The organism is Streptomyces sp. NPDC046465, from assembly GCF_040646035.1.
In the GTDB taxonomy this organism is placed as follows: Bacteria; Actinomycetota; Actinomycetes; order Streptomycetales; family Streptomycetaceae; genus Streptomyces.
Genome location: NZ_JBEYZK010000020.1, coordinates 1 through 25,833, shown reverse-complemented (window position 1 = coordinate 25,833; position 25,833 = coordinate 1). Strand labels below are relative to the sequence as shown.

The window sequence follows — 25,833 nt, the reverse complement described above, 5'->3', positions numbered from 1 at the left end:
GTGGCCGGCTCGGCGGGACCCTCCGCCGAGCCGGCCACCCAGGTCGGCCCCGCATCGGCTCAGCCGCCGAGCCGGGCCACTGCCAGGGCATACGCCCGGTCAAGTGCGTCGGCGGCGGCGCACGGGACGTCCGGGCGCACGCCCGTGCCTTCCCAGTTGGTCCCCGACACGGGATTGACGGCCCGGCCCACCGGGACCGTGACCTCCAGATTCGGATGCACCGTCCAGCCGTCGCGCGGATGCGCCCCGCCGACGGTCGTTTCCCCGACGACGACGGCCCGCCCCAACTGCTGCAGGTCGTAGCCGAGTTCCTCGGCCGCCGAGAAGGTGCGCCCGCTGGTGAGCAGGTAGAGCGGTTTGCTGCCCCCGAAGCGCGCGCCCGGCACGTGCGCGGGACTCCAGGACTGTTCGAGGCGCTCACCGTCGCGCCAGTACATCGTGTTGAGATGGGTGCGTTCGTCCAGCACATGACCGCACACGAAGGCGACCGTGTCCGGGTCTCCGCCGGTGTTGCCGCGCAGATCAATGATGAGGGCGTCGGCCTTCGCGACCAGGGTGAGTGCGGCGCCGAGGGGCTCGGCGGCCCAGGCCAGGGGGAACAGGGCCGGGCCCAGTTCCAGCAGGGCGACCTGGCTGCCCGCCAGCAACTCCACCCGGGGCACGCCGCCCAGCGACGCATCGAACTTCGTGCGCATCGCCGCCAGGGCGGCAGCCCCCTGCTCCGGAGGAACCGGCTCGGGGTGGTGCTTGAGGCGCAGGTGCGGATCGCCGTTGAGGGACTGCAGGTCCGCCGTGACCAGCCGGGCCAGCTCGGCGGGCGAGGTGACGTCGTAGGCGCCCTCGGTCGCGCGGCGCCGCAGCAGTGCGGCGAGCTGTTCGGCGACCTCGGGGAACACGTAGTGCGCCAGGAGGAGTTGGGCGGTCTCCTCGATGACGGGGGCGGCGCTGGGCAACTCGGTGGAAGGGGTCGTGGCAGGTGAGTTGGTGGTCGTGGCAGGTGAGGCGGTGGTCATGGCAGGGGAGTAGACCAGCCCTCTTCCAAAAGCGTCAAGAGCATTAGACACTTGATGCATGTCCGATCAGCCCCCGCAGCCCCCACGGCCTCAGCAGCCCCCGCCCGACCCGGTCCTGGAGATCGAGTCACCCGAGCAGCACGCCGCACTGGCCCACCCTTTGCGACAGCGCCTGCTCTTCACGCTGAACCACCGCCCCGCCACCACCAGCCAGTTGGCGGCGACCCTGAACACCGGCAAGGGCAATGTGGCCCACCACCTGAAGGTGCTGCGCACCGCCGGGCTCGTCCATGTCGCCGAGACCCGCAAGGTCAGGGGCGGCACCGAGCAGTACTACCAGCGGGTGGCCCGGCGGATGGAGGTCGCCGAGCCCCGGGCCGAGGGGACCGCCGCGATGCTCGGCGCCGTGGCCCAGGAGCTGGCGCGCTCCTCGCAGACGGCCCTGTCCCTGCGCCACGTCCGCCTCAGCCCCGAAAAGGCCCGCGAACTAGCCGAGACCCTCGCCCGCCTCGTCGACGAGGCCGAGGAGGCTGCGGAGGAAGCGGAGGAAGCGGAGGACGCGGAGGACGCGGAGGAACAGCCGGTGCACGGCGTGCTGGTGGCGCTGTACGAGCACGCGCGGCCACCGGGCGCCGACTGACGGGGCGGACCCCGGGACGTCGACCACACTTCCCGAATATCCCGTCGCTCCCTGCCGACGGAATCCGTAAGGTTCCCTTATGTCCGCACCAGGTCCAGGCTCTCGTATGCCCGCCCCCATGCCCCGTCCCGAGCTGCAGCTTCTGCACCCCGATCACGCGCCCGCCCTGCGCGCCTTCGAGGAGACGAACCGCGCCTACTTCGCCGCATCGGTCCCCGACCGCGGCGACGCCTTCTTCCGCGACTTCGAGGCGCGCCTGCGTGCCCTTCTCGACGAGCAGGCCGCGGGTGTCTGCCGCTTCCACGTGCTGGTGGCCGACGGAGGAGAGATCGTCGGGCGGATCAACCTGCTCGACCTGGTGGACGGCCGCGCGGAGCTCGGTTACCGGATCGCGGAGAAGGCCGCGGGGCAGGGGCTCGCCACCTGGGCCGTCCGGCGGATCTGCGACCTCGCCGTCACCTCGTACGGGCTGACCGGACTGCGCGCCTCGGTGACGAACGACAACCCGGTCTCACGGGCCGTGCTCGTCCGCACCGGCTTCGTGCCGGTCGGCGAGGTGCGGCTGAGCGGCGTCCCGGGGACGGGCTTCGCCCTGACGCTCTGACGCCCGTTCCAGGAAGCGGAGGAGTTCCACGGGGAAGGGCAGGACGAGGGTGGAGTTCTTCTCGGCGGCGACGGCCACCACGGTCTGCAGGAGCCGGAGTTGGAGCGCCGCGGGCTCCTCGGACATCTCGTGGGCGGCCTCGGCGAGCTTCTTGGAGGCCTGGAGTTCGGCGTCGGCGTTGATGACGCGGGCCCGTCGCTCGCGGTCGGCCTCGGCCTGGCGGGCCATGGAGCGCTTCATCGTCTCGGGCAGGGAGACGTCCTTGATCTCGACGCGGTCGATCTGCACGCCCCAGCCGATGGCCGGGGAGTCGATCATCAGCTCAAGGCCCTGGTTGAGCTTTTCGCGGTTGGACAGCAGGTCGTCCAGATCGCTCTTGCCGATGATGGAGCGCAGCGACGTCTGCGCCATCTGCGAGACCGCGAACCGGTAGTCCTCCACCTCCACGACGGCGTTGGCCGCGTCGACCACCTTGAAGTAGATGACCGCGTCCACCCGGACCGTGACGTTGTCCCGGGTGATGCCGTCCTGCGCGGGCACGGGCATCGTCACGATCTGCATGTTGACCTTGCGCAGCCGGTCGAATCCGGGGATCACCATCGTGAAACCGGGGCCGCGCACCTGGCCGGAGAGACGGCCCAGACGGAACACCACACCGCGCTCGTACTGCTTGATCACGCGTGCCGCGGCCATCGTGTACAGCAGACAGCCCGAGGCGGCCGCGGCGCCGGCTGTCAGCAGTTCCTCGACCATGGCGCGACCCCCAAAGGTCCGAGCCGATCACTGCTTTCACGATATGCCCGTACATGTCCTCAGGTCGAGCCCCCGGAACCGTCGGCGGACCGGCGGCTCCGGGGCGGCCGGGAGCTCGCGGGCGACCTTGGCTCAGTCCGTGCGCGGCCGCGACTCGTGCAGCCGGGTGTGATAGCGCCCGTCCGACTCGTACCCGGTGGGATCCTCACCGGCGAGAATCACCTGCCGGACGGCGTCGCGACGCTCCTCGGGACTGGTGAAGAGCCGCTGCACATAGGTGCGCGAGGAGTCCGTCACGGTGGTGAGGCCGTGCGCGGTCAGGGTGTCGGCGATACGGCGGTAGGGCACCGTCCGCAGCACGAACGCGCTCACCCACACCGGCTGCCGCGCGGAGTCGAGCAGCGCGTCGAACGTACGGTGCGAGATGTAGCCGATCCCGCCGGTGACCGTGATCAGACCTGTGCGGGCGACCGCGCGGCGCAGCCCGTCGCTGGGCGGATGCCGCTCCAGGTTCTCGGCATACGCCTCGTCGAGCAGCCCCGCGTCCAGCGCGTAGCGGGTGGCGTTGGCCGCCGTGTCCAGGCCGATCACCGGGGTGGCGTCGGGGCGCCGCCGCGAGGCGTAGAACTCCTTGTCGCGCTCGATGAGTTCGTCCGGTGTGAGCGCGGCGGCCTCGTCGGAGGTGTAGTGCGCGTACAGGTCGGCGAGGGTGAGTTCGTGGTTGAGCAGCGCCGCGTTGATGCCGTACGAGCAGCACAGGTCGAGGACCGTCACGGGACCTTCGCCGTCGGCGAGCCGGGCGCGCAGGTCGCGGGTGCGGCGGAAGACCGCCTGCGCGTGCTGCGGGATCTCGTACTCGTACGGCGCCAGCGTGCGGAAGTAGGTGCGCGGGTCCGGCTGGTCGTAGATGTCGTCGAATCGGGTCTTGCCCGATGCGGTCCTTGTCCTGTGCCGGTCTGTGGCCATGGAGCACCTCCGGGAGCGAGGAACGGGTCTGGGGCAGGGGTGAACCTCTACCGGACCCGCACCGCCCCCGATAGACCTCGTGGCGCTATCCGGCCACGACACCACCCCGGCGTCGGCCCGCGCGGCCGCCCGCTGACTACTCTGGAGCCGATGTTCTCCTCCCAGGGTCCCACGCTGCGTGAGCTCGCCGTTCAGGCGTTCTCGTCCATCGAGCACGGGTACGACCTGCTCGCCCCGAAGTTCGACCGGACCCCCTTTCGCACGCCTGGCCGGTTTCTGGCGGCGACGGCCGACGCGCTGAAGCCCCTCGGCCCCTTCGACGCGGGCCTCGACGTGTGCTGCGGGACCGGCGCGGGAACCGAAGCGCTGCTGCCGCTCTGCCGGGAACGGATCACCGGTGTGGACTTCAGCGCGGGGATGCTGACCGCCGCGGCCGACTCGGTGCCCGAACCCGGCCCGGGCGGCCCCGTGCTCGACCGGGTCCGCGCCGACGCCCGCGCCCTCCCCTTCGCCGAGGGGTACGACCTGGCCGTCAGTTTCGGGGCGTTCGGCCACTTCCTGCCCGCCGAGCGCCCCGCCCTGTTCGCCGGCGTGCACCGGGCGCTGCGCCCCGGCGGCCTCTTCGCGTTCCCGATCGGCGCTCCGCGGCCCTTCGGCTCTCCCTGGTACTGGGGGCTGCACGCCTTCGACGGCGCGATGCGCGTGCGCAACCTGCTGTGGCGCCCGCGGTTCGTCATGTACTACCGGACGTTTCCGCTCGGCGGTGTGCGCGCGGACCTCGCCGACGCCGGGTTCGACGTGCGGCTGCTCCCCCTTGAGGAGTTCGGCCGCCGCGCCGACGGCAGCCCTCACTGGCGCCTGGTGGTGGCCCGGAAGGTGTAGGGGGTGCCCCGCCGCCCCTACTCCGTGCCGTCGGCTGCCGCCCGCAGTGCGGCGATGTCCAGCTTCTTCATGCCGAGCATCGCCTGCATGGCACGCTGGGACCGCCCGGGATCCGGATCGGCGATGAGCTCGCCGAGCACGACGGGTACGACCTGCCAGGACAGGCCGTACTTGTCCTTCAGCCACCCGCAGGGGCCCTCCTCGCCGCCCTCGGAGAGCGCCGTCCAGTAGTGGTCGACCTCCTTCTGGTCCGCGCAGCCGATCTGGAAGGAGACGGCTTCGCTGAAGGTGAACTCCGGCCCGCCGTTGATCGCCGTGCAGGGCTGGCCGTCGAGCACGAAGTCCACGGTGAGGACGGTTCCGGCCGGGCGCGGGGCGCCTTCTCCGTAGTACGAGACGTTCTTGATCTCCGAGTTCGGGAAGACCGAGACGTAGAACCGCGCGGCCTCCTCGCTCTGCAGGTCGAACCAGAGGTTGGGCGTGATCCTGGGCATGGCGCTCTCCTGTCGCATACGCGGCGGTCCTGTCCGCTCTTCGCGTCTGCCTATGTGGACCGTCATACCGCCCGGAACTCATCGCCACGCGCCGACGGGTTCGTGTCCCGCACCTGCGGTTCGCGTTCCAGCACGATGCCGAAGTACTGCTCGTACGCCGCGAGCACCTCGGCCTCCGTGGCCAGTTCGGTGGTCTGCCGCTCGCCGTCCGCCGCGGTGGTGGTCAGGGTGCGGCCGCTGAGGGTGACGCGTCCGTCGTCGGTGAGCAGGGAGCAGACCAGGGACCGCGTGAAGTGGGAGTCGGGCGAGGTGCGGTGGTACCAGGCGCCGCCCCTGAAATCGGCGAGCGCGCGGGGCCGCGGCTCGGCGAGGTACTGCCGCTTGCCGTCCTGGGCGACCTCCAGATCACCTTCCGGCGTCTGGGTGATGCGGAACGTGCCCGCGGGGTCGGCCTGCTCGCCCCGGTCGCCGAAGGCCAGCGGCAGCAGACTGTGGGCACCGAAACCGACGTCGGCGAGCCAGTCGCCGCCGTCCTCGGTGCGCACGCGCAGCGCCAGGTGGTCGTAGGGGATGCCGAGCACCTCTTCGTCCCCGTACACCCGGGCCTGCAGCAGCGTGACGTCGAAGCCGAGAGCCGTGAGGAGCGCGGCGAACGCACCGTTGAGTTCGTAGCAGAAGCCACCCCGGCGCGCCTTAACGACCTTCGACACCAGAGCCTTGTCGGTGAGCTCGATGTCCTCCCCGAGATGGACCGAGAGGTTCTCGAAGGGAACGCTGCGCAGATGCGCGACGTGCAGGTCGTGCAGGGCCGGGCCGGTGGGCGCGGTGGGGCGCCCGGCGCCGATGCGCCGCAGGTAGGCGTCGATCTGTTCGGAGTCCATGGACACCAGTGTGGTCGGGGAGCGCCGTCCGCGGAAACGAGCTCCGGCAGGAGGCCGGGCAAGGCCGTGGACAAGGTGCTTCCCGCACAGGCGCTGATCTCTCGGACAGCGGAAACAGGCCACCTGGCGCGCATCCCCGCACGCGGCACCGGCGTCAATGCGTGAACGATGCAGGTAAATGGGCGGCGGTACGGCCCGGCAAAAGGGGAGCGGAAAGTTCCGCGCCAATGACGCAGAAGTTGTTGACACGTGACTGCACCCTGTGGTTGAGAAAGGGAGATCGGCTCTCCTCCCAGGGGATGACTCCGCGCGCGGCGCAGTACAGCGGCCGTGGGTCGATAGTCCGGCTCGCAGGCGGACTTGTTCCCCTCGATCGGCGGTGAGGATGGAGCTATTCCTGCTGGACCCGCTGACGTGCGCCGATCGCACCGGCAGAGGGTCGTCCGCACCTGACTCGACGGGAGTCCCCTTCGCCGTGGCTACGTTCCTGTACAAACTAGGCCGCTTCGCCTTCCGGCGACGCCGCTACGTGGCGCTGCTGTGGGTGGTGGCGCTGGCGGGGGCCATTTTCGCCTCCTCGGCCGCTCCAGCCCCGCCCGAAGACTCCTTCTCGATGCCGGGTACGGAGTCGCAGAAGGCCTTCGACCGCCTTGAGGAGCACTTCCCCGACGCCAGTGCCGACGGAGCGAGCGCGCGTGTCGTGATCCGTGCCCCCAAGGGCGAGAAGCTCACCGAGGGAAAGCCCAAGAGTGAGGTCGACAGGCTCGTCGACGCGATAGGCAAGGGCCCGCAGGTGTCGAGCGTCGACGACCCCTACGCGGCCAAGTCCGTCAGCAAGGACGGCACCACCGCGTACACGTCGGTCACCTACAAGGTGCCCGCCACCGAGCTCACCGACGACGCCCGGGACGCGCTGACCAAGTCGACCGACACCACCCGTGACGCTGGCTTCACGGTCGAGACCGGCGGCGACGCCGTCATGGCCGAACAGGAGATGGGCGGCAGCGCCGAGCTCATCGGCATCGCGATCTCCGCGGTCGTCCTGATCCTCACCTTCGGCTCGCTGATCGCCGCGGGCATGCCGCTCCTTACCGCGCTCATCGGCGTCGGCATCGGCATCTCCGGCATCGCGGCGCTCGGCAGCACCCTCGACCTCTCGGCCACGACCTCCACGCTCGCGATGATGATCGGCCTCGCCGTCGGCATCGACTACGCCCTCTTCATCGTCTCCCGCTACCGAGCGGAGATAGCCGAGGGCCGTACCCCGGAGGAAGCGGCGGGCCGGGCCACCGGAACCGCGGGCTCCGCCGTGGTGTTCGCCGGTCTCACCGTTGTCGTCGCCCTCTCGGGCCTCGCGATCGTCAACATCCCGATCCTCACCAAGATGGGTCTGGCCGCGGCCGGCACCGTCGTGATCGCCGTCCTCATCGCGCTCACCATGATCCCCGCGCTGCTCGGCTTCGCGGGCCGCAAGGTGCTGCGCCGCAAGGACCGCAAGAAGCCCGCGGGTTCGCTCATCGACCCGCACGCCAAGCCGAAGCTCGGCACCCGCTGGGCGCGGTTCGTGCTGCGCCACCCGCTCTCCGTGCTCGTGGTCGCCGTCCTCGGCCTCGGAGCCGTGGCCGTCCCGGCCGCCAGCCTGGAACTCGGCCTGCCCGACGAGGGCACGTCGGCGCCGGACACCACCCAGCGCAAGGCGTACGACATGCTGTCCGAGTCCTTCGGCGCCGGCTTCAACGGCCCGCTGATGGTCACCGTCAGCAAGGACTCCGGAGTGGCGGCCGCCGCCAAGACCGTCGGCGACTCGATCGGCAAGATCGACGGAGTCGCCGCCGTGACCCCGGCCCAGTCCAACAAGGCCGGCGACACCGCCATCATGAACGTCGTCCCGAAGACCGGGCCGAGCGACCACGAGACCGAGGAACTGGTCAAGTCGATCCGCTCGACCGCCGACGGCCTCGGGTCCGACACCGGTTCCGAGATCCTGGTCACCGGCCAGACCGCGATGACCATCGACTTCTCGCAGACCCTGGACGACGCCCTCCTGCCCTACCTCGGACTGGTCGTCGGCCTGGCGTTCCTGCTCCTGATGCTGGTCTTCCGCTCGATCCTGGTCCCGCTCAAGGCGGCGCTCGGCTTCCTGCTCTCGGTGGCCGCCGCGCTCGGCGCCGTCGTCGCGGTCTTCCAGTGGGGCTGGCTCGCGGACATCGTGGGCGTCGACCAGCCCGGTCCGATCATGAGCATGATGCCGATCTTCATGATCGGTGTGGTCTTCGGCCTGGCGATGGACTACGAGGTCTTCCTCGTGACCCGGATGCGCGAGGCGTACGTCCACGGGGCGCGCCCCGGCGAGTCGGTCGTGACCGGCTTCACCCACGGCGGACGGGTCGTGGCCGCGGCCGCGATCATCATGATCAGCGTCTTCTCCGGCTTCATCATGGAGAACGACGACATGATCAAGATGATGGGCTTCGGCCTGGCCATCGCCGTCCTCTTCGACGCCTTCGTCGTCCGCATGGCGATCGTGCCCGCGGTCCTCGCCCTGCTCGGCAAGTCCGCCTGGTGGCTGCCGCGCTGGCTGGACAAGCTCCTGCCCAACGTGGACGTGGAGGGCGAGAAGCTGCACAAGAACCTCGGTGACACCGGGGCACCCGACGCCGAGACGGACCGGGAGCTCGCCCCTGCGGGCAGGTGAGACACGACGGTCCGGCACGGGCGGGCCGGCCGGGGCACCCCTTCTCTGATGGGGAGTGCCTCGGCCGGCCCGCCCGGTCTCTTTTCCGGTTTTCCGGCCCGGTCGGATCCGGCACCCACCGGTCCCGACAGGGACGCGTCTCAGCCGTGGTCCGCGTAGACCATCCAGACCTGCCCCGGGGCGAAGGGCATCGGCTCGCCGTTGGCGCGGGTGAACGCGGTGCCCCCGGTGGCCGCGGCGCGATTCCAGCGCGTGGCATAGCTCTGGCCGTCGCGCAGCACCAGCGCCCGGCCGCTGCCGACCGTCTCGATGTACGGCGTCACCGCGCCGTTGACGTCCTTGAAGCGCGAAGGGCGCATGTTCACGTACTGGATCACGACGGTGGGAGCGCCGAGCCGGGTCCCCGCCGTACTGAGCGCCGGGGCACCGTCGAAGGAGGCGAGCCACCGGCGCTCCCGCGGCGACCAGTCGAAGGTGTGGCTGGCGCCGGAGTAGCGGACGGTCCGGCTCCCGGTGGGGGCGCCCCCCGCCGGAGCCGGGCCGAAGCGGAAGCCGATGTCGGTCGGACGGCCGGCCTGCGGCGCCGAACGCAGCAGCGCCCGCGGGTGTACGAAGAGGTCGTGCGGGGCGGTCCTGGCGCTGTCACGGAAGTAGGCGCGCGGGACGCGGTCGTGCGGGCGGGCGTACAGCGGGGCTTCCCTGAGCACCTTCTGCAGGGCGCTGCGCACCCCGGAGTAGGCCAGCACGGGCCGGCCGAACTGGCGGAGGAGTTCGGTGTCGGACTCACGCGCGCTGCGCACCGGGCCGACGGACTCCGGCACTCTGCTGGAGTACACGCCCATCAGACGGCTCATGCCGCCCTCGACCTTCTCCACGTAGACGATGTCCGCCTGGTCGAGACCGGTGTGCGGCCGTGCTGCCCGGGAGTTGTCGAACTTCACGGCGAGGACCGGCCCCTGGCTCGCGAGCTGCCCGGTGAAGGGCGAGGGGGTCCGGTGCGCGACACCGTCCCCGTGCGCCGGGGCGCTCGCGGACGAGGGGGCGCTCACGGCGAGCGTCGCCGTGGCGACCAGTGCGAGCACGCGTGTGCCGAGACGGGTGCGGCGGGTGGCCCGGACTGTCCTGGCTGCCATGGGGGCGTCTCCATTCGTGTCCATTCGCGGCGGAACCGGTGTTGCCTGAGGCAGCCGCAGGTTTACCGCCCCGGACCCCGGCCCCAATCGCCGCTGGGCCATCCACCACCGCCACATCACGCTTTCCGGGGACCTTCCGCGCGGCTCCGCCCCGAACGGCGCTCCGGCATGCGTGTCCACTCCTCCCCGGTGCGCCGTCGTCGGCCGGCCTTGGCCATGAACGCGCCACGCGGTACCGTCACTGCGATATCGACGACAGCTCGACGGAAGCCGGTGTGAGCCCGGCACGGTCGCGCCACTGTGTGCGAGCGGTACCCCTACCGCTCGTGAGTCAGACCCGTGGCTGTCGTCCTCCGCACCACCGAGACGGGACGCGAACTCCCGAAGGAGGCACCGCCATGGCGCACCATGTCGCTCAGCCGACCGCCGACGCACCTGCCGTACCGCTCAAGCTGCCGTTGAAGGTGATCGCCCCGTGGGCGGTCTTCTTCGGGATCCTGATGCTGATCCTGCTGTACTTCGTCGGCGCCGAACAGGGCGCCACCTCCGTGTTCAGCGGCGCGGAGGTCCATGAGTGGGTGCACGACGCCCGCCATCTGCTCGGCTTCCCCTGCCACTGACCAGGGGGAACCGAAGCCCGCTCATGAACTCGACAACCGTACGCAACCTGCTCGTTCGAGGCATGCTCGCCGGTCTTGGGGCCGGCGTGCTCGCCCTCGTCATCGCCTACTGGCTCGGTGAGCCGAACGTCGACGCCGCCATCGGCTTCGAAGAGGCGCACGCCGGCCACTCGCACGGCGACGAGGTCGAACTCGTCTCGCGGAGCCTGCAGTCCACGGCCGGCCTCGCCACCGGTGTCCTCGTCTACGGGGTCGCCTTCGGCGGAATCGCCGCGCTCGCCTACAGCTTCGCCCTCGGCCGCGTCGGCCGGTTCGGCCCGCGGGCGACGGCGCTGCTCCTTTCGGGCTGCGCGCTGCTCGCCGTCTACGTCGTGCCGTTCCTGAAGTACCCGGCCAACCCGCCCGCTGTCGGCAACCCCGACACCATCGGCAAGCGGACCTCCCTGTATCTGCTGATGATGGTGCTCAGCGTGCTCCTCGCGGTCGCCGCGACCCTGCTGGGCAAGCGGCTCGCGCCCCTGCTCGGTGCCTGGTACGCGACCGTCGCGGCCGTGCTCGGCTTCGCCGTGGCCATCGGACTGGCCTATGAGTTCCTGCCGGTGATCAACGACGTTCCCGAGCACTTCCCGGCCGCGCTGCTGTGGCGTTTCCGCCTCTCCGCCCTCGCCATGCAGGCGACTCTGTGGTGCGCCTTCGGCCTGATCTTCGGGGAGTTGGCGCAGCGCCTGCTGCTGCCGAAGCCCGCGGCGCCGACGTCCGGGAAGTCGGTCGCGGCGGATCGGTAGGACCGGGACACGGCACGGCGACGAATCGAGGAGCGGAGTGCCCGGACACCCCGAGCCGCGCCACATCACCCTCGGCGGACATGCGGCGGTCGCGCTGACCCCCGAGGAGTACGCGCAACTGATCGCGAGCCGTCGGCAGATCGGCGGGCAGAGCGCACGGGTGAGGGTGCTCGCCCAGCAGGCCAAGCGGACCGAGCGGCTCCTGCGCGACCTGGAGGAACTGGTCGGTGCCTGCCCGGCGGAAAGGTGCGCCGTCGGCGATCCGGCGGCCCCGCAGACCGCCTGCGTGCGGTGCACGGTGGCCGTGCTGCTGGCCCGCCACCGTGACCAGGGCCGCTGAACCGCGCGCGTCACGCGGCGCCGAGCGGCCCGCCGAGCCGGATGTTCCAGCGTCCGGAGCGTCCGCTGAGTTCGGTCGTCGACAACGGCAGCACGTCGAATCGCCAGAACGCGGACAGCGGAGCCCCCGTGGCGTGAACGGCGGCCGCCCGCACCACCTCGGGCTCCACGACGGCGACGACGCGTCCGGACGGAGTGTCCGTCCGGGGCGCATCCAGCCACCGGCCCACACGTGTGCACACGTCGGCCACGGACTGGCCGCCCGGGGCCGCCGTCTCCGGCTCGGTCAGCCAACGGGCCACCGCCTGCGCTTCCGTGGCACTCACCTCCGCCAGTGGCCTGCCGCGCCACCTGCCCGGGTCGAGGCCGGCCAGCGACGGCACTTCCAGGCCCGTTCCGAGGCCGAGTGCGTCCGCCGTCTGCGCGCAGCGCACACCGGGGGAGAGGAGGACCCGGCATCCCGTGGGCAGGGATCCGGCCGCCCGGCGGGTCTGCGCCGCGCCGGGCGGGTCGAGGGGCTCGTCGTCGCCGAACACGCCGCGCCGCGCCGCGGCGGTCATGGCAGGCGAGACGAGCAGTACGCGCGTGGTCACGGACGTCCTTTCACTGGTCGGGCGTTGGGGATGACCGGTCACGCCCCTCCACGGGGCAGGGGACGAAGGCGCGCCGGTCCGGGGTGACCGTCAGTCGGTTGCCACCTCGTCGTGCGGCTCGCCGGGGTGCAGGGCGGTGCCGGGCGCCGCCTGCGGGGCGGCTGAGGTCGTCCGCGTCGGGCAGCGGCCCGCCGCGGGCCTCATCGGCGAGCGCCGTCCGCAGGTCGGTGGCAAGGCGGTCCTCGTCGGCGCCGGAGAAGTACTCCGTGTCCACGCCGAAGCCCTCCGCGACGCGGTGCAGCTTCCCTGGGCGTAGATCCTGCGTACGGGAATCCGCTCGGGCACCACGCACCTCCTGGCCGTCCAGGCACCGGTCCCGGTGAATCTAACATCCGCACAATTCGCATAATCCGCAGAACCCGCCGCTCCTTCGAGGAGGTCGCCCACGTGCTCTGGTACGGCGAACTCCCTGACGGCGCCCAGCTTTCGTACGACGGCCCGGGCCGGCGCCCGCTTCCGTGAGCGCCATGCGGCCCTGGGAGACTGCCCTCATGAGTACGGAACAGCGCGCGATCCTCGTCATCGGCATCGGGGCGGGCGACCCCGACCACCTGACCCTCCAGGCGGTGAAGGCGATCCGCCGCGCCGACGTCTTCTTCATCGTCGGCAAGGGTCCCCACAAGGCGTCCCTGACGGATCTGCGTCACCAGATGATCGAGGAGCACGCGCCGGGTCCGTACCGCGTGGTGGAGGTCGAGGACCCGAGCCGAGACCGGCGGCCGATGGACCGGTCCGATTACACCGCGGCCGTTCTGGACTGGCGTGAGCGGCGCGGGGAGATCTTCGAGCGCGCCATGCGCCAGGAGATGACGGCCGGTGAGACGGGGGCCTTTCTCGTCTGGGGCGATCCCTCCCTGTACGACAGCACGCTCGGCATCCTCGGCGAGATCGAGGACCGCGGCGCGCTCCACGTCACCGTCGAGGTGATCCCCGGCATCACCAGCGTCGCCACACTGACCGCCCGGCACCGCATCCCGCTGAACCAGGTGGGACATCCGGTGCACATCACCCCGGCCAGGCGCCTCGCCGACGTGGGCCAGAACGACGACGGCGACATCGTCGTCATGCTCGACGCACACGAGTCGTTCACCCAGGTCGAGGGCGCGGACGTGTGGATCTACTGGGGTGCCTATCTGGGCACTCCCGACGAACTGCTCATCGCGGGGCCGCTGCGCGAGGTGTCCGACCGCATCCGGCGGGTCCGGGCGGAAGCCAGGGAGCGGCACGGCTGGATCATGGACACGTATCTGCTGCGGATCAAGGGCTGAGACCGGTCGGCCGACCCTCCGCATGCCTACGCACCCACCGTGCTCCGCACGAAGCGCCGAAGGTGCGCACGCACGGCGCCGGGCCGTTCCAGCCAGGGTTCGTGCCCGGCGCCCTCGATCCGCGTCAGCGGAACACCGAGCCGGAGCGCGAGTGAAGCCAGTGACGACACAGGGCGCGGATCGTCGGCTCCACCGAGAAGCTCCGTTCGCGCGGGCAGGCGCGTGGACAGTGCGTCGAGATGCTCGTCGAGGGGGTCCGCGCGTCCTTCCCTGCCGAGGTCACGGTTCATCGCCCAGTTGACCGGACGGCGGCGCCGGGCGCCCCGCGCGGCCCAGGCCCAGCCGCGTTCGGGGTCGGCGTGGTCGGTGTACCAGGCCAGTGTGAGGGTGTTTCAGGCAGAACCGGCTGGCCAGGTCGGTGCCGTAGGAGTGCCCGATCAACACGGCGTCGGGCGCGTTCCACGCGTCGAGCAGCCCGGCGAGGTCGTCGACATGCCGCGCCAGGGAATGGCGGCCCTCCCACGGGGACCGGCCGGTGCCACGCTGGTCGTACCGGTACACGGGTGCGAGGTCCGCGACCATGGGGGCGATCTCACCCAGATAGTCCGGCAGCCCCGGACCGCCGTGGAGCATGACCACGGGCGTCCGCCGTGCCGTGCCCCGCAGCGCCGCCCAGTGCAATCGCGTCCCGTCGCTCATCGGTGCGAGGCCCTGGGTCTCCATCGATGTCACCGCGCAAACCTACCGGGAAGTTCCCCGCATACGGCCTCTGAACAGGGGCGTACGCGGTGGTATACGCGCTCGCGTGTGACACCCCCACACCCACGGCGCAAGTTGTCAGCAGATCAATTGCGCACTAATGTCACCACGCCTTGGTGCACGGGAAATCCGGTGTGATGCCGGTGCGGCCCTCGCCACTGTGATCGGGAAGTCCGGCTCCAGCCCTCGCGGCAGCCACTGGGTACTCACGTACCCGGGAAGGCGGAGTCCGGTCGGTACGACCCGTCAGCCAGGAGACCGGCCAAGGCGCGTTGTCCATCCACGAGGTGCTGGAGAGGGTCTGCCGAGCCATGCACATAGCCGAGGGTTTCCTCCCGCCGGCGCACGCGATCGCCTGGGGCGTAGCGTCCGCGCCGTTCGTCGTCCACGGAGTCCGCTCCCTGACCCGTGAGGTCAAGGAGCACCCGGAGAGCACGCTGCTCCTCGGCGCCTCCGGGGCCTTCACATTCGTCCTGTCCGCACTGAAGATCCCGTCCGTCACGGGCAGTTGCTCGCACCCGACGGGCACCGGGCTCGGAGCGATCCTGTTCCGGCCGCCCATCATGACGGTGCTCGGCACCATCACCCTGCTCTTCCAGGCCCTGCTGCTCGCCCACGGCGGGCTCACCACCCTGGGTGCCAACGTGTTCTCGATGGCGATCGTCGGGCCCTGGGCGGGATACGCGGTCTACCGGCTCCTCAAGCGGTACGACGTGCCGCTCATGGTCGCCGTGTTCTTCGGGGCGTTCGTCGCCGACCTGTCCACCTACTGCGTCACCAGCGTCCAGCTGGCACTGGCGTTCCCCGACCCCAGCAGCGGATTCCTGGGCGCCCTGGGCAAGTTCGGCGGCATCTTCGCCGTCACCCAGATCCCGCTCGCGGTCAGCGAAGGACTGCTCACCGTCCTGGTGATGCGGTTGCTCGTGCAGTCCAGCAAGGGCGAGCTCACCCGGCTCGGCGTGCTGCTGCAAGGCAAGCGGACCGTGTCGACGGCCAAGACGGAGACGGGGGCCAACGCCTGATGAGCCGGAACGCGAAGATCAACATTCTGCTGCTCGTGGTCGTCGCCGCACTCGCGGTACTGCCCCTGGCACTCGGGCTCGGCGACGACAAGGAGGAGCCGTTCGCGGGCGCCGACGCGCAGGCCGAGACGGCGATCACCGAGATCGAGCCGGACTACAAGCCGTGGTTCTCGCCTTTGTACGAACCCCCTTCCGGGGAGGTCGAGTCGGCGCTCTTCGCCCTCCAGGCGGCCCTGGGCGCGGGCGTGCTCGCGTACTACTTCGGGCTGCGCAAGGGACGCCGTCAGGGCGCGGAGCAGCTCATCGAGCAGGGCGAGCGGCCCGAGACCGAGCAGGTCTGACCCGACCGTGCTGCCCATCGACGCGGCGGCGCACAGCAGCCGCTGGCGCCGCCGACACCCCGTGGACAAAGCCGTTCTCGGGCTCGGCCTCACCGTCCTGGCCATCTCGCTGCCGCCCTGGCCTGGCGCCGCCCTGGTGCTCCTCGCGGCGCTCGTCCTGCTGGTCGGGCCCGCGGGCGTGCCGCCCCGCAAGCTGTGGCGCGCCTACCGGGTGCCGCTCGGCTTCTGCGTCACGAGCGCCCTGACCCTGCTCGTCCAACTCGGCGCCCCCGACGGGTTCGTGACGCTCGCCGACGGCGGCCCGGCGCGCGCCGGCGGCCTGCTCCTGCGGACCTCCGCCGCCTCGCTCGGCGTGCTCCTGTTCGCCTTCACCACGCCGATGTCGGACCTGCTGCCGCGGCTCGTGAAGGCGGGCGTGCCCGCACCCGTCGTGGACGTCGCACTCGTCACGTACCGGATGAGCTTCCTGCTCCTGGACTCCATGAGCCGGATCCGCCAGGCGCAGGCCGCCCGGCTCGGCCACACCACCCGCGCCGCCACCTGGCGCTCCCTCGCCGGTCTCGGCGCCACCGCGTTCGTGCGGGCCTTCGACCGGGCGAGCCGGCTGCAGGCCGGACTCGCCGGACGCGGCTACGACGGCACGCTGCGGGTCCTCGTGCCCGACGCGCGGATCTCGCGGCGCTTCGTGGCCGCGGCGGCGGTACTGCTCGCGGGCCTCGTGGCCCTCACCCTCGTACTGGAAAGGTTCCTTCCATGACCGAGCCCGTGGTCGGTCTGCGCGCCGCGTCCTACGCCTACGAGGACGGTCCCACCGTCCTCGAGGACCTGGACTTCGACGTCGTCGCGGGCCGCGCCCTCGCCTTGCTCGGACGCAACGGCAGCGGCAAGACCACCCTCATGCGGCTGCTCAGCGGCGGACTGCGCCCCGCCGCGGGCCGTCTGACGGTCGAGGGGGTCCCCGTGACGTACGACCGCAAGGGCCTGACCCGGCTGCGCACCACCGTGCAGCTGGTCGTCCAGGACCCGGACGACCAGCTGTTCGCCGCCTCCGTCGAGCAGGACGTGTCCTTCGGGCCGCTGAACCTCGGCCTGCCCGACGCCGAGGTCCGGGCACGGGTGGCCGAGGCGCTCGCCGCACTCGACATCACGGCGCTTGCCGACCGCCCCACCCACCTGCTCTCCTACGGCCAGCGCAAACGGACCGCCATCGCCGGGGCCGTGGCGATGCGCCCGCGCGTCCTCGTCCTCGACGAGCCGACCGCGGGACTCGACCCCGACGGCCAGGAGCGCCTCCTCGCCACGCTCCAGGGGTTGCGGGACGGCGGGACGACCGTGGTCATGGCGACCCACGACGTGGACCTGGCCCTGCGCTGGGCCGACGACGCGGCACTGCTCACCCCCGCCGGGGTGCGGACCGGGCCGGTCGCCGGGATGCTGGGCAGGCGGGACCTGCTGGCGCAGGCCGGGCTCCACCTGCCGTGGGGGATCGCCGTCGGGGAGCTCCTGCGGACGCACGGCCTGCCGGTCGGTACGGGCGAAGGGCCGCGCACCGCAGAGGAGTTGGCCGCCCTGGTGACCGGGTCGGCTCAGCAGTGGCGGTACACGTAGCCTTCCTCGCCCGCGGGCCGCACGTCGCGGTCGCGCAGCGTGATGGACAGGTCCTTGCCCCAGGTGCGGCAGGCGGCGTCGAAGTCCTTCCGCACGTACTCGATGTCGAAGACCTTCCCGCCGTACGCGGATGCGAAGTCGGGGCACTCCTTGTAGTGGGCGCACTCCTCGGTCACGGCGAAGTCGAAGCCGATGTACTTGCGCCGGTCCAGCAGGTCGGTGGTGTTCTTCTGCGCGATGGCCAGGCCCTGGTCGTGCGCCCGCCGGGCGAGGAGCCGGGCGAAGGCCGCCGCGTCGTCGGGGGTGAGGAGGTCGTCGGAGCGCTCGTAGGAGTCGAGGTTGTCGGGCTCCACCGCGTCGAAGCCCGCCTCCGCGCAGCTGTCGATCCACTTGCCGACGATCTCGGCGAGGGCCGCACGCTTCTTCGCCGTCGAGATGTCGAGCAGCGGCTCGTTCCAGTCCTCGTCGACGACCGGGTCCCCCTCGTCGTCACGCAGCACGAGAGTGGGGTGCTCGCGCTCCCACCAGCGGGTCGCCTTCTTGCCCGGCTGGGCCTGGAAGGCGTTGACGTAACAGATGTTGTAGCGGCCGGGGGCGGGCTCGGCGGTGCGGTCGCGCGAGACGGCGCGCACCTTCGACGGGGGCGTGTACGGGCCGCCGAGCTGGTAGTCGAACGTCGCGTCGACGGGCGGCTGCCGGACATCGCCCCCGGCGCGCTCGTGTCGCTCGGGGCGGTCGGCGTCGCCGGAGCCACCGGAGTCGCCGGTGGAACATCCGGCGAGGAGGGCGAGGAGCACCGCGCCGCCCAGGCCGATCCGCACGGAATGCCGTGCGCCTGCCCGTGCCCGTGCCCGGGTGGTCGGCACGGGATGGGTCTCATCGGCCTGCGCGGAGCGGTTCTTGCTGGTAAGCCACTTGATCACGGTCACCCGACCAGGATCGCAGCTCGCGCCCGAGGCACATGCGGCGGGCGGCAGGTCGGGCCAGGGGGACCGGTTCAGGTCAGGTCAGGCCGGGTCAGGTCAGGTTCAGCGTCCTGGCCGTCTGTTCCGCCATGCCCGCCTCACCGGCGGCGTTGGGGTGCACGGGGACGAAGTTCGTGCCGAACAGGACGGGTTCGATCCAGCGTTGGCCCGCCGGGCGGCACGCGTCGTGCGCGTCGGACGCGGCACCCATGTCGACATACGTGGCACCGGTCTCCGCGGCGGCCCGCCGCGCCGCCCCGTTCAAGTGGGCCTGCAGATCGCGGAGGTAGGGGACGTCGCCCTCCGCGAGGGGCATCTTGAGGAAGCAGCCCGGCACGGACTTCGCCGGGGTGATCCACGGGTAGCCGAGGATCGCGACCTTCGCCTTCGGTGATCTGTTCTTGATCTGGTTCAGGGACGCCTTGATCGCCGGGTACGTCTTCGACTCGACCTCGTCCTTGAAGGTGTCCCCGTACCGGTCCTTGCAGGGACTGCCCTTGCCGCCCGAGAGGATGCCCGCGCTGCCGCAGGCCAGGATCGAGCTGATGAACGTGTTGTTGTCGTTGCCGCCGATGGTGAGCGTCACCAGCTGCGTGTCGCTCTTGAGGGCGTCGAACTGCGGGGCGACGCCCGGGTACTGGGCCGTGGTGAAGTGCGTGGTCTGCGCGCCTCCGCAGGTCACGTCGGTGAGCTTCGCGCGAAGCGAGGCGGCGAGGAGATGCGGGTAGTTCCTCGACGTACGGGCGCAGAGGAGGGGCGCCCCGGGGTCGAGGGGGAGCACGCCCGAACCGGCGCTGTAGCTGTCGCCGAGGGCGACGTAGCGCAACGGCTCCGCGGTGTCGGCGGCGGCGGGTCCCGCGGCGAGGCCGAGCGCGGCGACTCCGGTGACGGCGGCGACGACCGCGACGGTGCGATGCGGCGTGGGCATGCGCATGGGGTTTCTCCTCCGGGCAGGGGGAAGCGAGGGTGGGGGCTGGCGAGGCTTCCAGAGGTGGGGCGTGTGCAACGTAGTGCAGAACGGGACCGTTCACTACGTGCGTGCATGCGCGTCCGCGCGCGATGGTTTGGCATCCGGGTGACAAGCCCGATGCGCCGGACAGGCCTCGACCCGGGCAGCGGTAGCGGCAGTGGAGGAGTGACTGCCGCTACCGGACTTCGCCTACGAGTGCCCCGTCACGCCGTCACTTCTCGAGAATGCCGCGGACGTCGTCCACGTTCCCGCGTCGGGCGGCGAGTTGCTTCTCGCGCTCCGCGAGGAAGGCCGAGCCGAGCTCCTCGCGCCGTTTCATGGCGACGTTCTCGCGGGCGTCGTTGAGGATGGTGCGCTCTTCCTCGTCGGTGTGGTGGGCGATGGCCTCGACGAGCTTCTCCAGCTTCTCGTCCCACTCGTCCGAGCCGACGTCCTCGACCCGGAGCAGTTCGAGGAGCGCCCTGTTGCCCTCCTCGTGCTCCTCCTCGCCGTGCTCGACCTCTTCGTCGTCGATGTTCTTGTACCGGCGCAGCGCGGGGTACACCTCGGCTTCCTCCGCCAGGGCGTGCGCGATCAGCAGGTCGGCGAACTCGCTGAGCGCGGCGGCCCGGTCGGCCTCCACGCTGCGCATGGCGCGGAAGAGGTCCTCCATCGTGCGGTGGTCCTGGAGGATCAGTTCGACGACGTCCTGCGTCGGGGGCATGGGATCCGCCTTTCCTGGGCCGCGGCGCGCAGCACCGCCCGGCCCGTCCGGTCTCGGGTTCAGGTAGCTGTGTACCCCGTGACCGGCGCTTACCCGTGGATCGACATTTCGGATGCGTATGGCCCAGAAGTGCGGGTACAGGAGAAAAACACCAGCGAAATTTCACATCGTGGAAGGAGTACGGCGTGCTCAGGCCCGACCCGGCGATTCTGGACGCACTGCTCAACACCTACTCGACCCTGCGAGCCCAGCAGGTCGCCGAGGACTCACCCGAGATCCGTCGCCGGCTGGACGACGTCTCGTACACGCTGTGCGTATCCACCGGCACGCGGACCGTGGAAGCCGCCGTCGCGGCCGCCACGGCCCAGCTGTCCGCACCGGCCCTCGACGACATGCCGGACCTGGCGGCCTGACCGCGGGGCCGCCGGGACCGCCGCCCCGGTTCGTTGCCCCGGTTCGCCGTGCCGCGCGCCCGTGCCTGCGCCACGCTGGAGAGTGCCGGAGCGCGAGAGCGCGTACGTACGCCGCAGTCCCGGAGGCCCGAGGTGTCGATGGAGCCCGTGGAGGCGCTGGAACGGATCGCCTTTCTGCTGGAGCGGGGCCGCGCGCCCACCTACCGGGTGCGCGCCTTCCGCACCGCGGCCGCCGTGGTCGCGGGGCTGGCCGAGGGCGAGGCCGCGGGCCGTGCCGCCGACGGCTCCCTGGAGTCCCTCAAGGGGATCGGGCCCAAGACCGCCGGTGTCGTCCGTGAGGCGCTGGCCGGTGGTGTGCCGGGCTATCTGGAGCGGCTCGAGGACGAGGCACGCACCCCGATCGCCGAGGGCGGCACCGCACTCAGGGCGCTGCTGCGCGGCGACTGCCATCTGCACTCCGACTGGTCGGACGGCGGCAGCCCCATCGAGGAGATGGGCCGGGCGGCACGGGCGATCGGCCACGAGTGGGCGGTGCTCACGGACCATTCGCCGCGACTGACCATCGCCCGCGGCCTGTCACCGGAACGGTTGCGCGAGCAGCTGGAGGTGGTGGCCGCGCTCAATGCGAGCTGGGCCCCCTTCCGGCTGCTCACCGGCATCGAGTGCGACATCCTCGACGACGGATCGCTCGACCAGGAGCCGGAACTGCTCGACCGCCTTGATGTGGTGGTCGTGTCCGTGCACTCCAAGCTGCGCATGGACGCGGCCGCGATGACGCGCCGCATGGTCGCCGCGGTCAGCGATCCGCGGGCCGACGTCCTCGGGCACTGCACCGGACGGCTGGTCGCGGGGCGGGGCAGGCCGGAGTCGCAGTTCGACGCGGACGAGGTGTTCGCCGCGTGCGCGGCCGCGGGCACGGCGGTGGAGATCAACAGCCGCCCCGAGCGGCTCGACCCGCCACGCCGACTGCTGAGCCGGGCGGTGGCGGCCGGGGTGCTGTTCGCCGTCGATACCGACGCCCATGCGCCCGGCCAGCTGGACTGGCAGGTCATCGGGTGCGCCAGGGCCGAGGAGTGCGGCGTCCCCGCCGAGCGGGTCGTGAACACCTGGCCGGCGGAGGAACTTCTGGCCTGGACGCGGAAGAGCCGGGCCCGGTCCGCGTCCTGAAGGGCCCGAAGACGACTCAGGTGGTGGCGTCTTCCAGCGCCGTCAGCACCCGGTCCGGGGTGAGCGGCAGTTCGCGCAGGCGCACCCCGATCGCGTGATGCACCGCGTTGCCGATGGCCGCCGCCGTCCCCACGATGCCGATCTCGCCGACGCCCTTGCTCCCCATCGGGTTGAGGTGGGCGTCGTCTTCGTCGACCCAGTGGGCCTCGATCACCGGCACGTCGGCGTGGGCCGGCACGTGGTAGGCGGCGAGGTCGGACTCCACGAAGTCCCCGAAGGCCGCATCCATCGTGCTGTGCTCGGTCAGCGCCATCCCAAGGCCCATGGTCATGCCGCCGATGAACTGCGAGCGGGCGGTACGGGAGTTGAGGATGTGTCCTGCGGCGTAGACCCCCAGGAGGCGACGCACCCGGACCTCGCCGGTCACCGTGTCGACGCCGACCTCGGCGAAGTGGGCGCCGAAGGAGTGCCGGGCGTAGTCGCTGTCGGCGTCGGCCGTGCCCGCCGTGTCGGCCGTGGCGCCGACGCCCTCCGTGGGCAGTGGCTGCCCCTGCTGACCGGCGAGCCGCTCGGCGAGGCGGGTACAGGCCTCGTGGACGGCCCAGCCCCAGGAGGCCGTCCCCATGGAGCCTCCGGCCAGCGGCGCCGCCGGAAGGTCGCTGCTCCCGATCTCGGCGCGCACCCGCTCCACCGGCACGCCGAGCGCGTCGGCGGCGACCTGGGCGAGCACGGTGCGCGCGCCCGTGCCGATGTCGGTGGCGTTGACCTGAACCACGAAACTGCCGTCGGGGTAGGCGTGGGCGGCGGCCCGGGAGGGCACGGCACTGGCCGGATACGTCGCCGAGGCGACGCCGGTGCCCACGAGGACGGGCCCTTCGCGGCGTGCGCGGGGTCGCGGGTCGCGCTCGGACCAGCCGAACCGACGGGCCCCGTCCCGCAGACATTCGGCGAGGTGGCGGCTGCTGAACGGCAGGGAGCTGTCGGGTTCCTTGTCGGTGTCGTTGCGCAGCCGCAGCTCGACGGGGTCGAGGCCGGCCGCCGCCGCGAGTTCGTCCATCGCCGACTCCAGCGCGTACATGCCGGGAGCCTCACCCGGCGCCCGCATCCAGGAGGGGCTCGGCACGTCGAGGGGCACCACGCGGTGGGTGGTGCGGCCGTGCGCGGAGGGGTACATGACGCGCGTCGCGGCGGCGGCCGTCTCCATGAACTCCTTGAGCCGGGAGGTGTGCGCGGTCACCTCGTGGATCACGGAGGTCAGCGTGCCGTCTTCCTCAGCGGCGAGCCGCACCCGGTGCAGGGTCGGGGAGCGGTGGCCCACGACGGCCGGCAGCTGTCGGCGGGGGAGGGAGAGTTTCACCGGCCTCCCGGTCACCCGGGCGGCCATCGAGGCGAGCACCACGTGCGGCCTGGGCGTGCCCTTGGACCCGAAGCCGCCGCCGACGTGTTCGGAGACGACGGTGATCCGGTCCTTCGGCAGCTCGAACAGGCCGGCCAGGACGTCGCGGACGGTGGTGGCCCCCTGGCTGGAGTCGTGCACGGTCAGGTGCCCGTCGTGCCAGCGGGCGGTGGCCGCGTGCGGCTCCATGGGGTGGTTGTGCAGGGGCGGCACCCGGTACTCGGCGTCGACGCGCACGGGCGCGGCGGCGAAGGCCTTCTCGGCGTCGCCGCGTGCGTGCTCACCGGAGGTGCCGTCCGTGTCCTCCGGTACATACGCGTCGGGGTGGTCGGCCCGCAGGGTGACGTCGTGGGGCTCTTCGGAGTACGTGATCCGTACGGCCGCGGCGCCTTCGCGTGCGGCCTCCAGGGTGTCGGCGACGACCAGCGCGACGTACCAGCCGCGGTGCGGGACCCGGGCGTTCTGCAGTACGGCGAGGGTCGCGTCGTCCGGCTCGGCCAGGCTCGGCGCGTTCAGATGGCTGAGGACACCGACGACGCCGGGCAGCGCCAAGGCCGCCTCGTCGTCGACGGCAGTGACCTCACCGCGCGCCACCGTGGCAGGGACGGGCCAGGCGTAGGCGCACCCCTCGGGCGTGTGCTCGGCGGCGTAGCGGGCGGCCCCGGCCACCTTGTCGGGACCCTCCCTGCGCTCGGTGGGCGCCCCGAGAGCACTGACGGTGTCCGGCATGAGTTCTCCCTGAAAGCGGATGTGGCGGGGTCAGGACGCGGTGGGTGAGGCGGCCAGGCGCCGCAGGACGTCACAGGCGAGATTGCGGGCGAGCCGCACCTTGAAGGCGTTGTCCCGCAGGGGTTCGGCGGCGGCGAGTTCGGCGTCGACGGCCCGCAGGAAGGCCTCGTCCGTCGGCGCACCGCCCAGCAGCGCCTCCTCGGCACGCAGGGCGCGCCAGGGCCGGTGGGCCAGGCCGCCGAACGCGATCCGCACGTGGCGTACGACGGAGTCCTCGACGCCGAGCACCACCGCCACGGACGCGAGTGCGAAGGCGTACGAGGCACGGTCGCGCGCCTTGCGGTAGGCCGAAGGGAGGCCGGCGCCCGAGGGCGGCAGGAGCACGCCGGTGATGAGCTCACCGTGCGCGATCTCGGTGTCCTGGTCCGGCCGGTCGCCGGGCAGCCGGTGGAACTCGGCGGCGGGCAGCGTGCGCGCGCCCCGCGTTCCCCGCAGTTCGACCCGCGCGTCGAGCGCGGCGAGCGCGACCGCCATGTCGGAGGGGTGCGTGGCGACGCACTGCGGGGAGTGCCCGAGGACGGCGTGGTCACGGTTGACGCCGTCGCGCGCGCCGCAGCCGGTGCCGGGCGCACGCTTGTTGCACGGCTTGCTCAGGTCCTGGAAATAGGGGCAGCGGGTGCGCTGCAGCAGGTTCCCGCCCGTCGTGGCCACGTTGCGCAGCTGGCCCGATGCTCCGGAGAGCAGTGCCTGCGCAAGCACGGGATAGCGGTCACGGATCAGCGGGTGGGCGGCGAGGTCGCTGTTGCGCACGGTGGCGCCGACACGGACGGAGCCGTCGCGGAGCTCCTCGACGGTGTCCAGCGGCAGCCAGCTGACGTCGATCAGGGTCCCCGGGGCCTCGACACCGAGCTTCATCAGGTCGACGAGGTTGGTTCCGCCACCGAGGTAGCGGGAGGCGGGGCGGCCTGCGTGGGCCGCGGTCGCCTCGTCGACGCTGTGGGCGCGTACGTACCTGAAGGTCTTCAACGGGCCACGTCCTCGACGGCTTCGACGATGTGCGGGTAGGCGCCGCAGCGGCACAGGTTGCCGCTGAGCCGCTCGCGGATCTCGTCCTTGCTCAGCCGTACGGGTGGACCGGCCGCGTCGGCCGGATCCGTCACGTACGAGGCGTGGCCCGCCTCGGCCTCGGCGATGGCGCCGACGGCCGAACAGAGCTGCCCGGGGGTGCAGTATCCGCACTGGAAGGCGTCGCGATCGAGGAAGGCCCGCTGCAGCGGGTGCGGGCTCTCACCGTCGGTGGACCGCAGCCCTTCGACGGTGGTGATCTCGCACCCTTCGGCGGCGACGGCAAGCAGCAGACAGCTGTTCGCGCGGCGTCCGTCGACGAGGACGGTGCAGGCGCCGCACTGGCCGTGATCGCAGCCCTTCTTGGCGCCGGTCAGGTCCAGCTGCTCCCGCAGGACGTCCAGCAGTGTCGAACGGTGATCGACGGCAGGGGTGCGGCCCTTTCCGTTCACCGTCATGGGCACTTCTGAATGGAACACATCGGTTCCCATGGCGCACTGCTCCCTCGTCCTGAACCGGTCTGTGGCGACATCGTTTGTCCAGCCTGAGTCAGAACACGCATTCCGGCATGCCGGGAGCGGCCGGACTGTTTTCTCCGGCGTCGGTGGGGCATGCGACAGAGGCAAGGCTGTACAGCGACGTACAGCAATTGACCACTATCGAGCCAGTGCTCTATGGAGGCCCCTCATGCTGAAGGCCATTGCAGACGTTCTCCGTGCCATCGGTGGAGCCATTGCCACGGTGGTCACCCTGCCGTTCCGCGCGGTCGCGCGGCTCTTCGGAGGCGCTTCCGACAGCGCTCACGGTCATCACTGACGGCTGACACGACCGACGTAGCCCGTAAGGCCGACGTAGCCCGTGAGAGGGGGCCGGAGCACTTGCTCCGGCCTCGCCGACGGGCTCGGCGGGCGCGGGCGCCTCGGCGCGGAAGACGCCCGCGCCGGGGCGGGTGACGACCAGCCCTTCGGC

Annotated in this window: 31 protein-coding genes and 2 riboswitches; of the genes, 15 read left to right on the top strand and 16 right to left on the bottom strand. The window is 71.5% G+C overall.

Going from position 1 to position 25,833, the window contains the following annotated elements:
- Positions 1 to 59: 59 nt before the first annotated feature.
- On the bottom strand, positions 60 to 1,013 hold the full coding sequence (locus ABZ953_RS28660; RefSeq protein ID WP_361729439.1) for a S41 family peptidase: 954 nt from the start codon (positions 1,011 to 1,013) through the stop codon (positions 60 to 62).
- A 58-nt stretch (positions 1,014 to 1,071) separates the two neighbouring features.
- Between ABZ953_RS28660 and ABZ953_RS28655 the strand changes: the two genes are divergently transcribed.
- Together ABZ953_RS28655 and ABZ953_RS28650 are read left to right on the top strand one after the other, a co-directional pair.
- Positions 1,072 to 1,653 (top strand): winged helix-turn-helix domain-containing protein, encoded by a 582-nt coding sequence (locus tag ABZ953_RS28655; protein ID WP_361729436.1) that lies wholly within the window; start codon positions 1,072 to 1,074, stop codon positions 1,651 to 1,653.
- Positions 1,654 to 1,771: 118 nt separating this feature from the next.
- Positions 1,772 to 2,257, top strand: coding sequence for a GNAT family protein (locus ABZ953_RS28650; protein WP_361729433.1), 486 nt, complete (start codon positions 1,772 to 1,774; stop codon positions 2,255 to 2,257).
- Here ABZ953_RS28650 and ABZ953_RS28645 read toward each other — a convergent pair.
- Both ABZ953_RS28645 and ABZ953_RS28640 read right to left on the bottom strand, forming a co-directional pair.
- Complete coding sequence (locus tag ABZ953_RS28645; protein ID WP_361729430.1) at positions 2,165 to 3,010, bottom strand: slipin family protein; 846 nt, start codon at positions 3,008 to 3,010, stop codon at positions 2,165 to 2,167. The genes ABZ953_RS28650 and ABZ953_RS28645 overlap by 93 nt on opposite strands.
- A 132-nt stretch (positions 3,011 to 3,142) precedes the next feature.
- Positions 3,143 to 3,976: a hypothetical protein gene (locus ABZ953_RS28640; protein ID WP_361729427.1), complete on the bottom strand. Its 834-nt coding sequence runs from the start codon at positions 3,974 to 3,976 to the stop codon at positions 3,143 to 3,145.
- Positions 3,977 to 4,126: 150 nt separating this feature from the next.
- On the opposite strand from ABZ953_RS28640, the gene ABZ953_RS28635 reads away from it, so the two are divergent.
- Positions 4,127 to 4,858: a class I SAM-dependent methyltransferase gene (locus ABZ953_RS28635; protein ID WP_361729424.1), complete on the top strand. Its 732-nt coding sequence runs from the start codon at positions 4,127 to 4,129 to the stop codon at positions 4,856 to 4,858.
- Between the two features lie 17 nt (positions 4,859 to 4,875).
- Here the strand turns inward: ABZ953_RS28635 and ABZ953_RS28630 are convergent, their stop codons facing one another.
- A complete protein-coding gene (locus tag ABZ953_RS28630; protein ID WP_361729421.1) occupies positions 4,876 to 5,352 on the bottom strand; it encodes a VOC family protein in 477 nt (158 codons plus the stop codon).
- Positions 5,353 to 5,414: 62 nt separating this feature from the next.
- Entirely contained in the window at positions 5,415 to 6,233 is an 819-nt protein-coding gene (locus ABZ953_RS28625) for an arylamine N-acetyltransferase (RefSeq protein WP_361729418.1), read from the bottom strand.
- Between the two features lie 475 nt (positions 6,234 to 6,708).
- Here ABZ953_RS28625 and ABZ953_RS28620 point away from each other — a divergent pair, with 475 nt between their 5' ends.
- Entirely contained in the window at positions 6,709 to 8,928 is a 2,220-nt protein-coding gene (locus ABZ953_RS28620) for an MMPL family transporter (RefSeq protein ID WP_361729415.1), read from the top strand.
- A gap of 140 nt (positions 8,929 to 9,068) precedes the next feature.
- Here the strand turns inward: ABZ953_RS28620 and ABZ953_RS28615 are convergent, their stop codons facing one another.
- Positions 9,069 to 10,061 carry a DUF3048 domain-containing protein gene (locus tag ABZ953_RS28615; protein WP_361729412.1) on the bottom strand — a complete coding sequence of 331 codons (993 nt, stop codon included), beginning with the start codon at positions 10,059 to 10,061 and terminating at the stop codon, positions 9,069 to 9,071.
- A 219-nt stretch (positions 10,062 to 10,280) separates the two neighbouring features.
- Positions 10,281 to 10,423, top strand: a riboswitch (cobalamin riboswitch).
- A 36-nt stretch (positions 10,424 to 10,459) separates the two neighbouring features.
- Here ABZ953_RS28615 and ABZ953_RS28610 point away from each other — a divergent pair.
- Genes ABZ953_RS28610 through ABZ953_RS28600 form a run of 3 tightly spaced genes read left to right on the top strand, consistent with a single transcriptional unit; the run spans position 10,460 to position 11,806 of the window.
- On the top strand, positions 10,460 to 10,681 hold the full coding sequence (locus ABZ953_RS28610; protein WP_361729409.1) for a CbtB-domain containing protein: 222 nt from the start codon (positions 10,460 to 10,462) through the stop codon (positions 10,679 to 10,681).
- Between the two features lie 23 nt (positions 10,682 to 10,704).
- On the top strand, positions 10,705 to 11,466 hold the full coding sequence (locus ABZ953_RS28605; protein WP_361729406.1) for a CbtA family protein: 762 nt from the start codon (positions 10,705 to 10,707) through the stop codon (positions 11,464 to 11,466).
- Between the two features lie 37 nt (positions 11,467 to 11,503).
- A complete protein-coding gene (locus ABZ953_RS28600; RefSeq protein ID WP_361729403.1) occupies positions 11,504 to 11,806 on the top strand; it encodes a hypothetical protein in 303 nt (100 codons plus the stop codon).
- Between the two features lie 10 nt (positions 11,807 to 11,816).
- On the opposite strand, the gene ABZ953_RS28595 is transcribed toward ABZ953_RS28600, so the two are convergent.
- Together ABZ953_RS28595 and ABZ953_RS28590 are read right to left on the bottom strand one after the other, a co-directional pair.
- Positions 11,817 to 12,398 carry a histidine phosphatase family protein gene (locus ABZ953_RS28595; RefSeq protein WP_361729400.1) on the bottom strand — a complete coding sequence of 194 codons (582 nt, stop codon included), beginning with the start codon at positions 12,396 to 12,398 and terminating at the stop codon, positions 11,817 to 11,819.
- Between the two features lie 10 nt (positions 12,399 to 12,408).
- On the bottom strand, positions 12,409 to 12,750 hold the full coding sequence (locus ABZ953_RS28590; protein WP_361729765.1) for a hypothetical protein: 342 nt from the start codon (positions 12,748 to 12,750) through the stop codon (positions 12,409 to 12,411).
- A gap of 199 nt (positions 12,751 to 12,949) precedes the next feature.
- Between ABZ953_RS28590 and cobF the strand changes: the two genes are divergently transcribed.
- A complete protein-coding gene (gene cobF, locus ABZ953_RS28585; RefSeq protein ID WP_361729397.1) occupies positions 12,950 to 13,726 on the top strand; it encodes a precorrin-6A synthase (deacetylating) in 777 nt (258 codons plus the stop codon).
- 26 nt (positions 13,727 to 13,752) lie between these two features.
- Here the strand turns inward: cobF and ABZ953_RS28580 are convergent, their stop codons facing one another.
- The gene (locus tag ABZ953_RS28580; RefSeq protein WP_361729394.1) at positions 13,753 to 14,016 is read right to left on the bottom strand and encodes a hypothetical protein; all 264 of its coding nucleotides are present in this window, start codon (positions 14,014 to 14,016) and stop codon (positions 13,753 to 13,755) included.
- Positions 14,006 to 14,449, bottom strand: coding sequence for an alpha/beta fold hydrolase (locus ABZ953_RS28575; RefSeq protein WP_361729748.1), 444 nt, complete (start codon positions 14,447 to 14,449; stop codon positions 14,006 to 14,008). Before ABZ953_RS28575 ends, ABZ953_RS28580 begins: the two co-directional genes overlap by 11 nt.
- Before the next feature lie 133 nt (positions 14,450 to 14,582).
- Positions 14,583 to 14,767: riboswitch (cobalamin riboswitch) on the top strand.
- Positions 14,768 to 14,796: 29 nt separating this feature from the next.
- Here ABZ953_RS28575 and ABZ953_RS28570 point away from each other — a divergent pair.
- From ABZ953_RS28570 to ABZ953_RS28555, 4 genes are read left to right on the top strand one after another with little or no spacing between them, the layout of a single operon-like run.
- A complete protein-coding gene (locus tag ABZ953_RS28570; RefSeq protein ID WP_361729391.1) occupies positions 14,797 to 15,507 on the top strand; it encodes an energy-coupling factor ABC transporter permease in 711 nt (236 codons plus the stop codon).
- The gene (locus ABZ953_RS28565) at positions 15,507 to 15,848 is read left to right on the top strand and encodes an energy-coupling factor ABC transporter substrate-binding protein (protein WP_361729388.1); all 342 of its coding nucleotides are present in this window, start codon (positions 15,507 to 15,509) and stop codon (positions 15,846 to 15,848) included. Before ABZ953_RS28570 ends, ABZ953_RS28565 begins: the two co-directional genes overlap by 1 nt.
- A 7-nt stretch (positions 15,849 to 15,855) precedes the next feature.
- The gene (cbiQ, locus tag ABZ953_RS28560) at positions 15,856 to 16,605 is read left to right on the top strand and encodes a cobalt ECF transporter T component CbiQ (RefSeq protein ID WP_361729385.1); all 750 of its coding nucleotides are present in this window, start codon (positions 15,856 to 15,858) and stop codon (positions 16,603 to 16,605) included.
- The gene (locus tag ABZ953_RS28555) at positions 16,602 to 17,456 is read left to right on the top strand and encodes an ATP-binding cassette domain-containing protein (protein ID WP_361729382.1); all 855 of its coding nucleotides are present in this window, start codon (positions 16,602 to 16,604) and stop codon (positions 17,454 to 17,456) included. The genes cbiQ and ABZ953_RS28555 overlap by 4 nt, the downstream gene beginning before the upstream one ends.
- Here ABZ953_RS28555 and ABZ953_RS28550 read toward each other — a convergent pair.
- The 3 genes from ABZ953_RS28550 to ABZ953_RS28540 form a co-directional block, all read right to left on the bottom strand.
- On the bottom strand, positions 17,435 to 18,277 hold the full coding sequence (locus ABZ953_RS28550; protein ID WP_361729746.1) for an endo alpha-1,4 polygalactosaminidase: 843 nt from the start codon (positions 18,275 to 18,277) through the stop codon (positions 17,435 to 17,437). The two genes, ABZ953_RS28555 and ABZ953_RS28550, sit on opposite strands and share 22 nt — an antisense overlap.
- A 196-nt stretch (positions 18,278 to 18,473) precedes the next feature.
- Positions 18,474 to 19,355, bottom strand: a complete 882-nt coding sequence (locus tag ABZ953_RS28545; protein WP_361729380.1) for an SGNH/GDSL hydrolase family protein — start codon at positions 19,353 to 19,355, stop codon at positions 18,474 to 18,476.
- 247 nt (positions 19,356 to 19,602) lie between these two features.
- Positions 19,603 to 20,094 carry a hemerythrin domain-containing protein gene (locus tag ABZ953_RS28540; protein WP_361729377.1) on the bottom strand — a complete coding sequence of 164 codons (492 nt, stop codon included), beginning with the start codon at positions 20,092 to 20,094 and terminating at the stop codon, positions 19,603 to 19,605.
- Between the two features lie 185 nt (positions 20,095 to 20,279).
- Here ABZ953_RS28540 and ABZ953_RS28535 point away from each other — a divergent pair, with 185 nt between their 5' ends.
- Positions 20,280 to 20,507 (top strand): DUF5133 domain-containing protein, encoded by a 228-nt coding sequence (locus ABZ953_RS28535; protein WP_361729374.1) that lies wholly within the window; start codon positions 20,280 to 20,282, stop codon positions 20,505 to 20,507.
- A gap of 138 nt (positions 20,508 to 20,645) precedes the next feature.
- A complete protein-coding gene (locus tag ABZ953_RS28530; RefSeq protein ID WP_361729743.1) occupies positions 20,646 to 21,674 on the top strand; it encodes a PHP domain-containing protein in 1,029 nt (342 codons plus the stop codon).
- Between the two features lie 16 nt (positions 21,675 to 21,690).
- Here the strand turns inward: ABZ953_RS28530 and ABZ953_RS28525 are convergent, their stop codons facing one another.
- From ABZ953_RS28525 to ABZ953_RS28515, 3 genes are read right to left on the bottom strand one after another with little or no spacing between them, the layout of a single operon-like run.
- Positions 21,691 to 23,799, bottom strand: coding sequence for a xanthine dehydrogenase family protein molybdopterin-binding subunit (locus tag ABZ953_RS28525; protein ID WP_361729371.1), 2,109 nt, complete (start codon positions 23,797 to 23,799; stop codon positions 21,691 to 21,693).
- Positions 23,800 to 23,829: 30 nt separating this feature from the next.
- Complete coding sequence (locus ABZ953_RS28520) at positions 23,830 to 24,825, bottom strand: xanthine dehydrogenase family protein subunit M (protein ID WP_361729368.1); 996 nt, start codon at positions 24,823 to 24,825, stop codon at positions 23,830 to 23,832.
- On the bottom strand, positions 24,822 to 25,355 hold the full coding sequence (locus ABZ953_RS28515) for a 2Fe-2S iron-sulfur cluster-binding protein (RefSeq protein ID WP_361729365.1): 534 nt from the start codon (positions 25,353 to 25,355) through the stop codon (positions 24,822 to 24,824). Before ABZ953_RS28515 ends, ABZ953_RS28520 begins: the two co-directional genes overlap by 4 nt.
- 196 nt (positions 25,356 to 25,551) lie before the next feature.
- Here ABZ953_RS28515 and ABZ953_RS28510 point away from each other — a divergent pair, with 196 nt between their 5' ends.
- Positions 25,552 to 25,680, top strand: a complete 129-nt coding sequence (locus ABZ953_RS28510; protein ID WP_361729362.1) for an LPFR motif small protein — start codon at positions 25,552 to 25,554, stop codon at positions 25,678 to 25,680.
- Positions 25,681 to 25,833 lie beyond the last annotated feature (153 nt).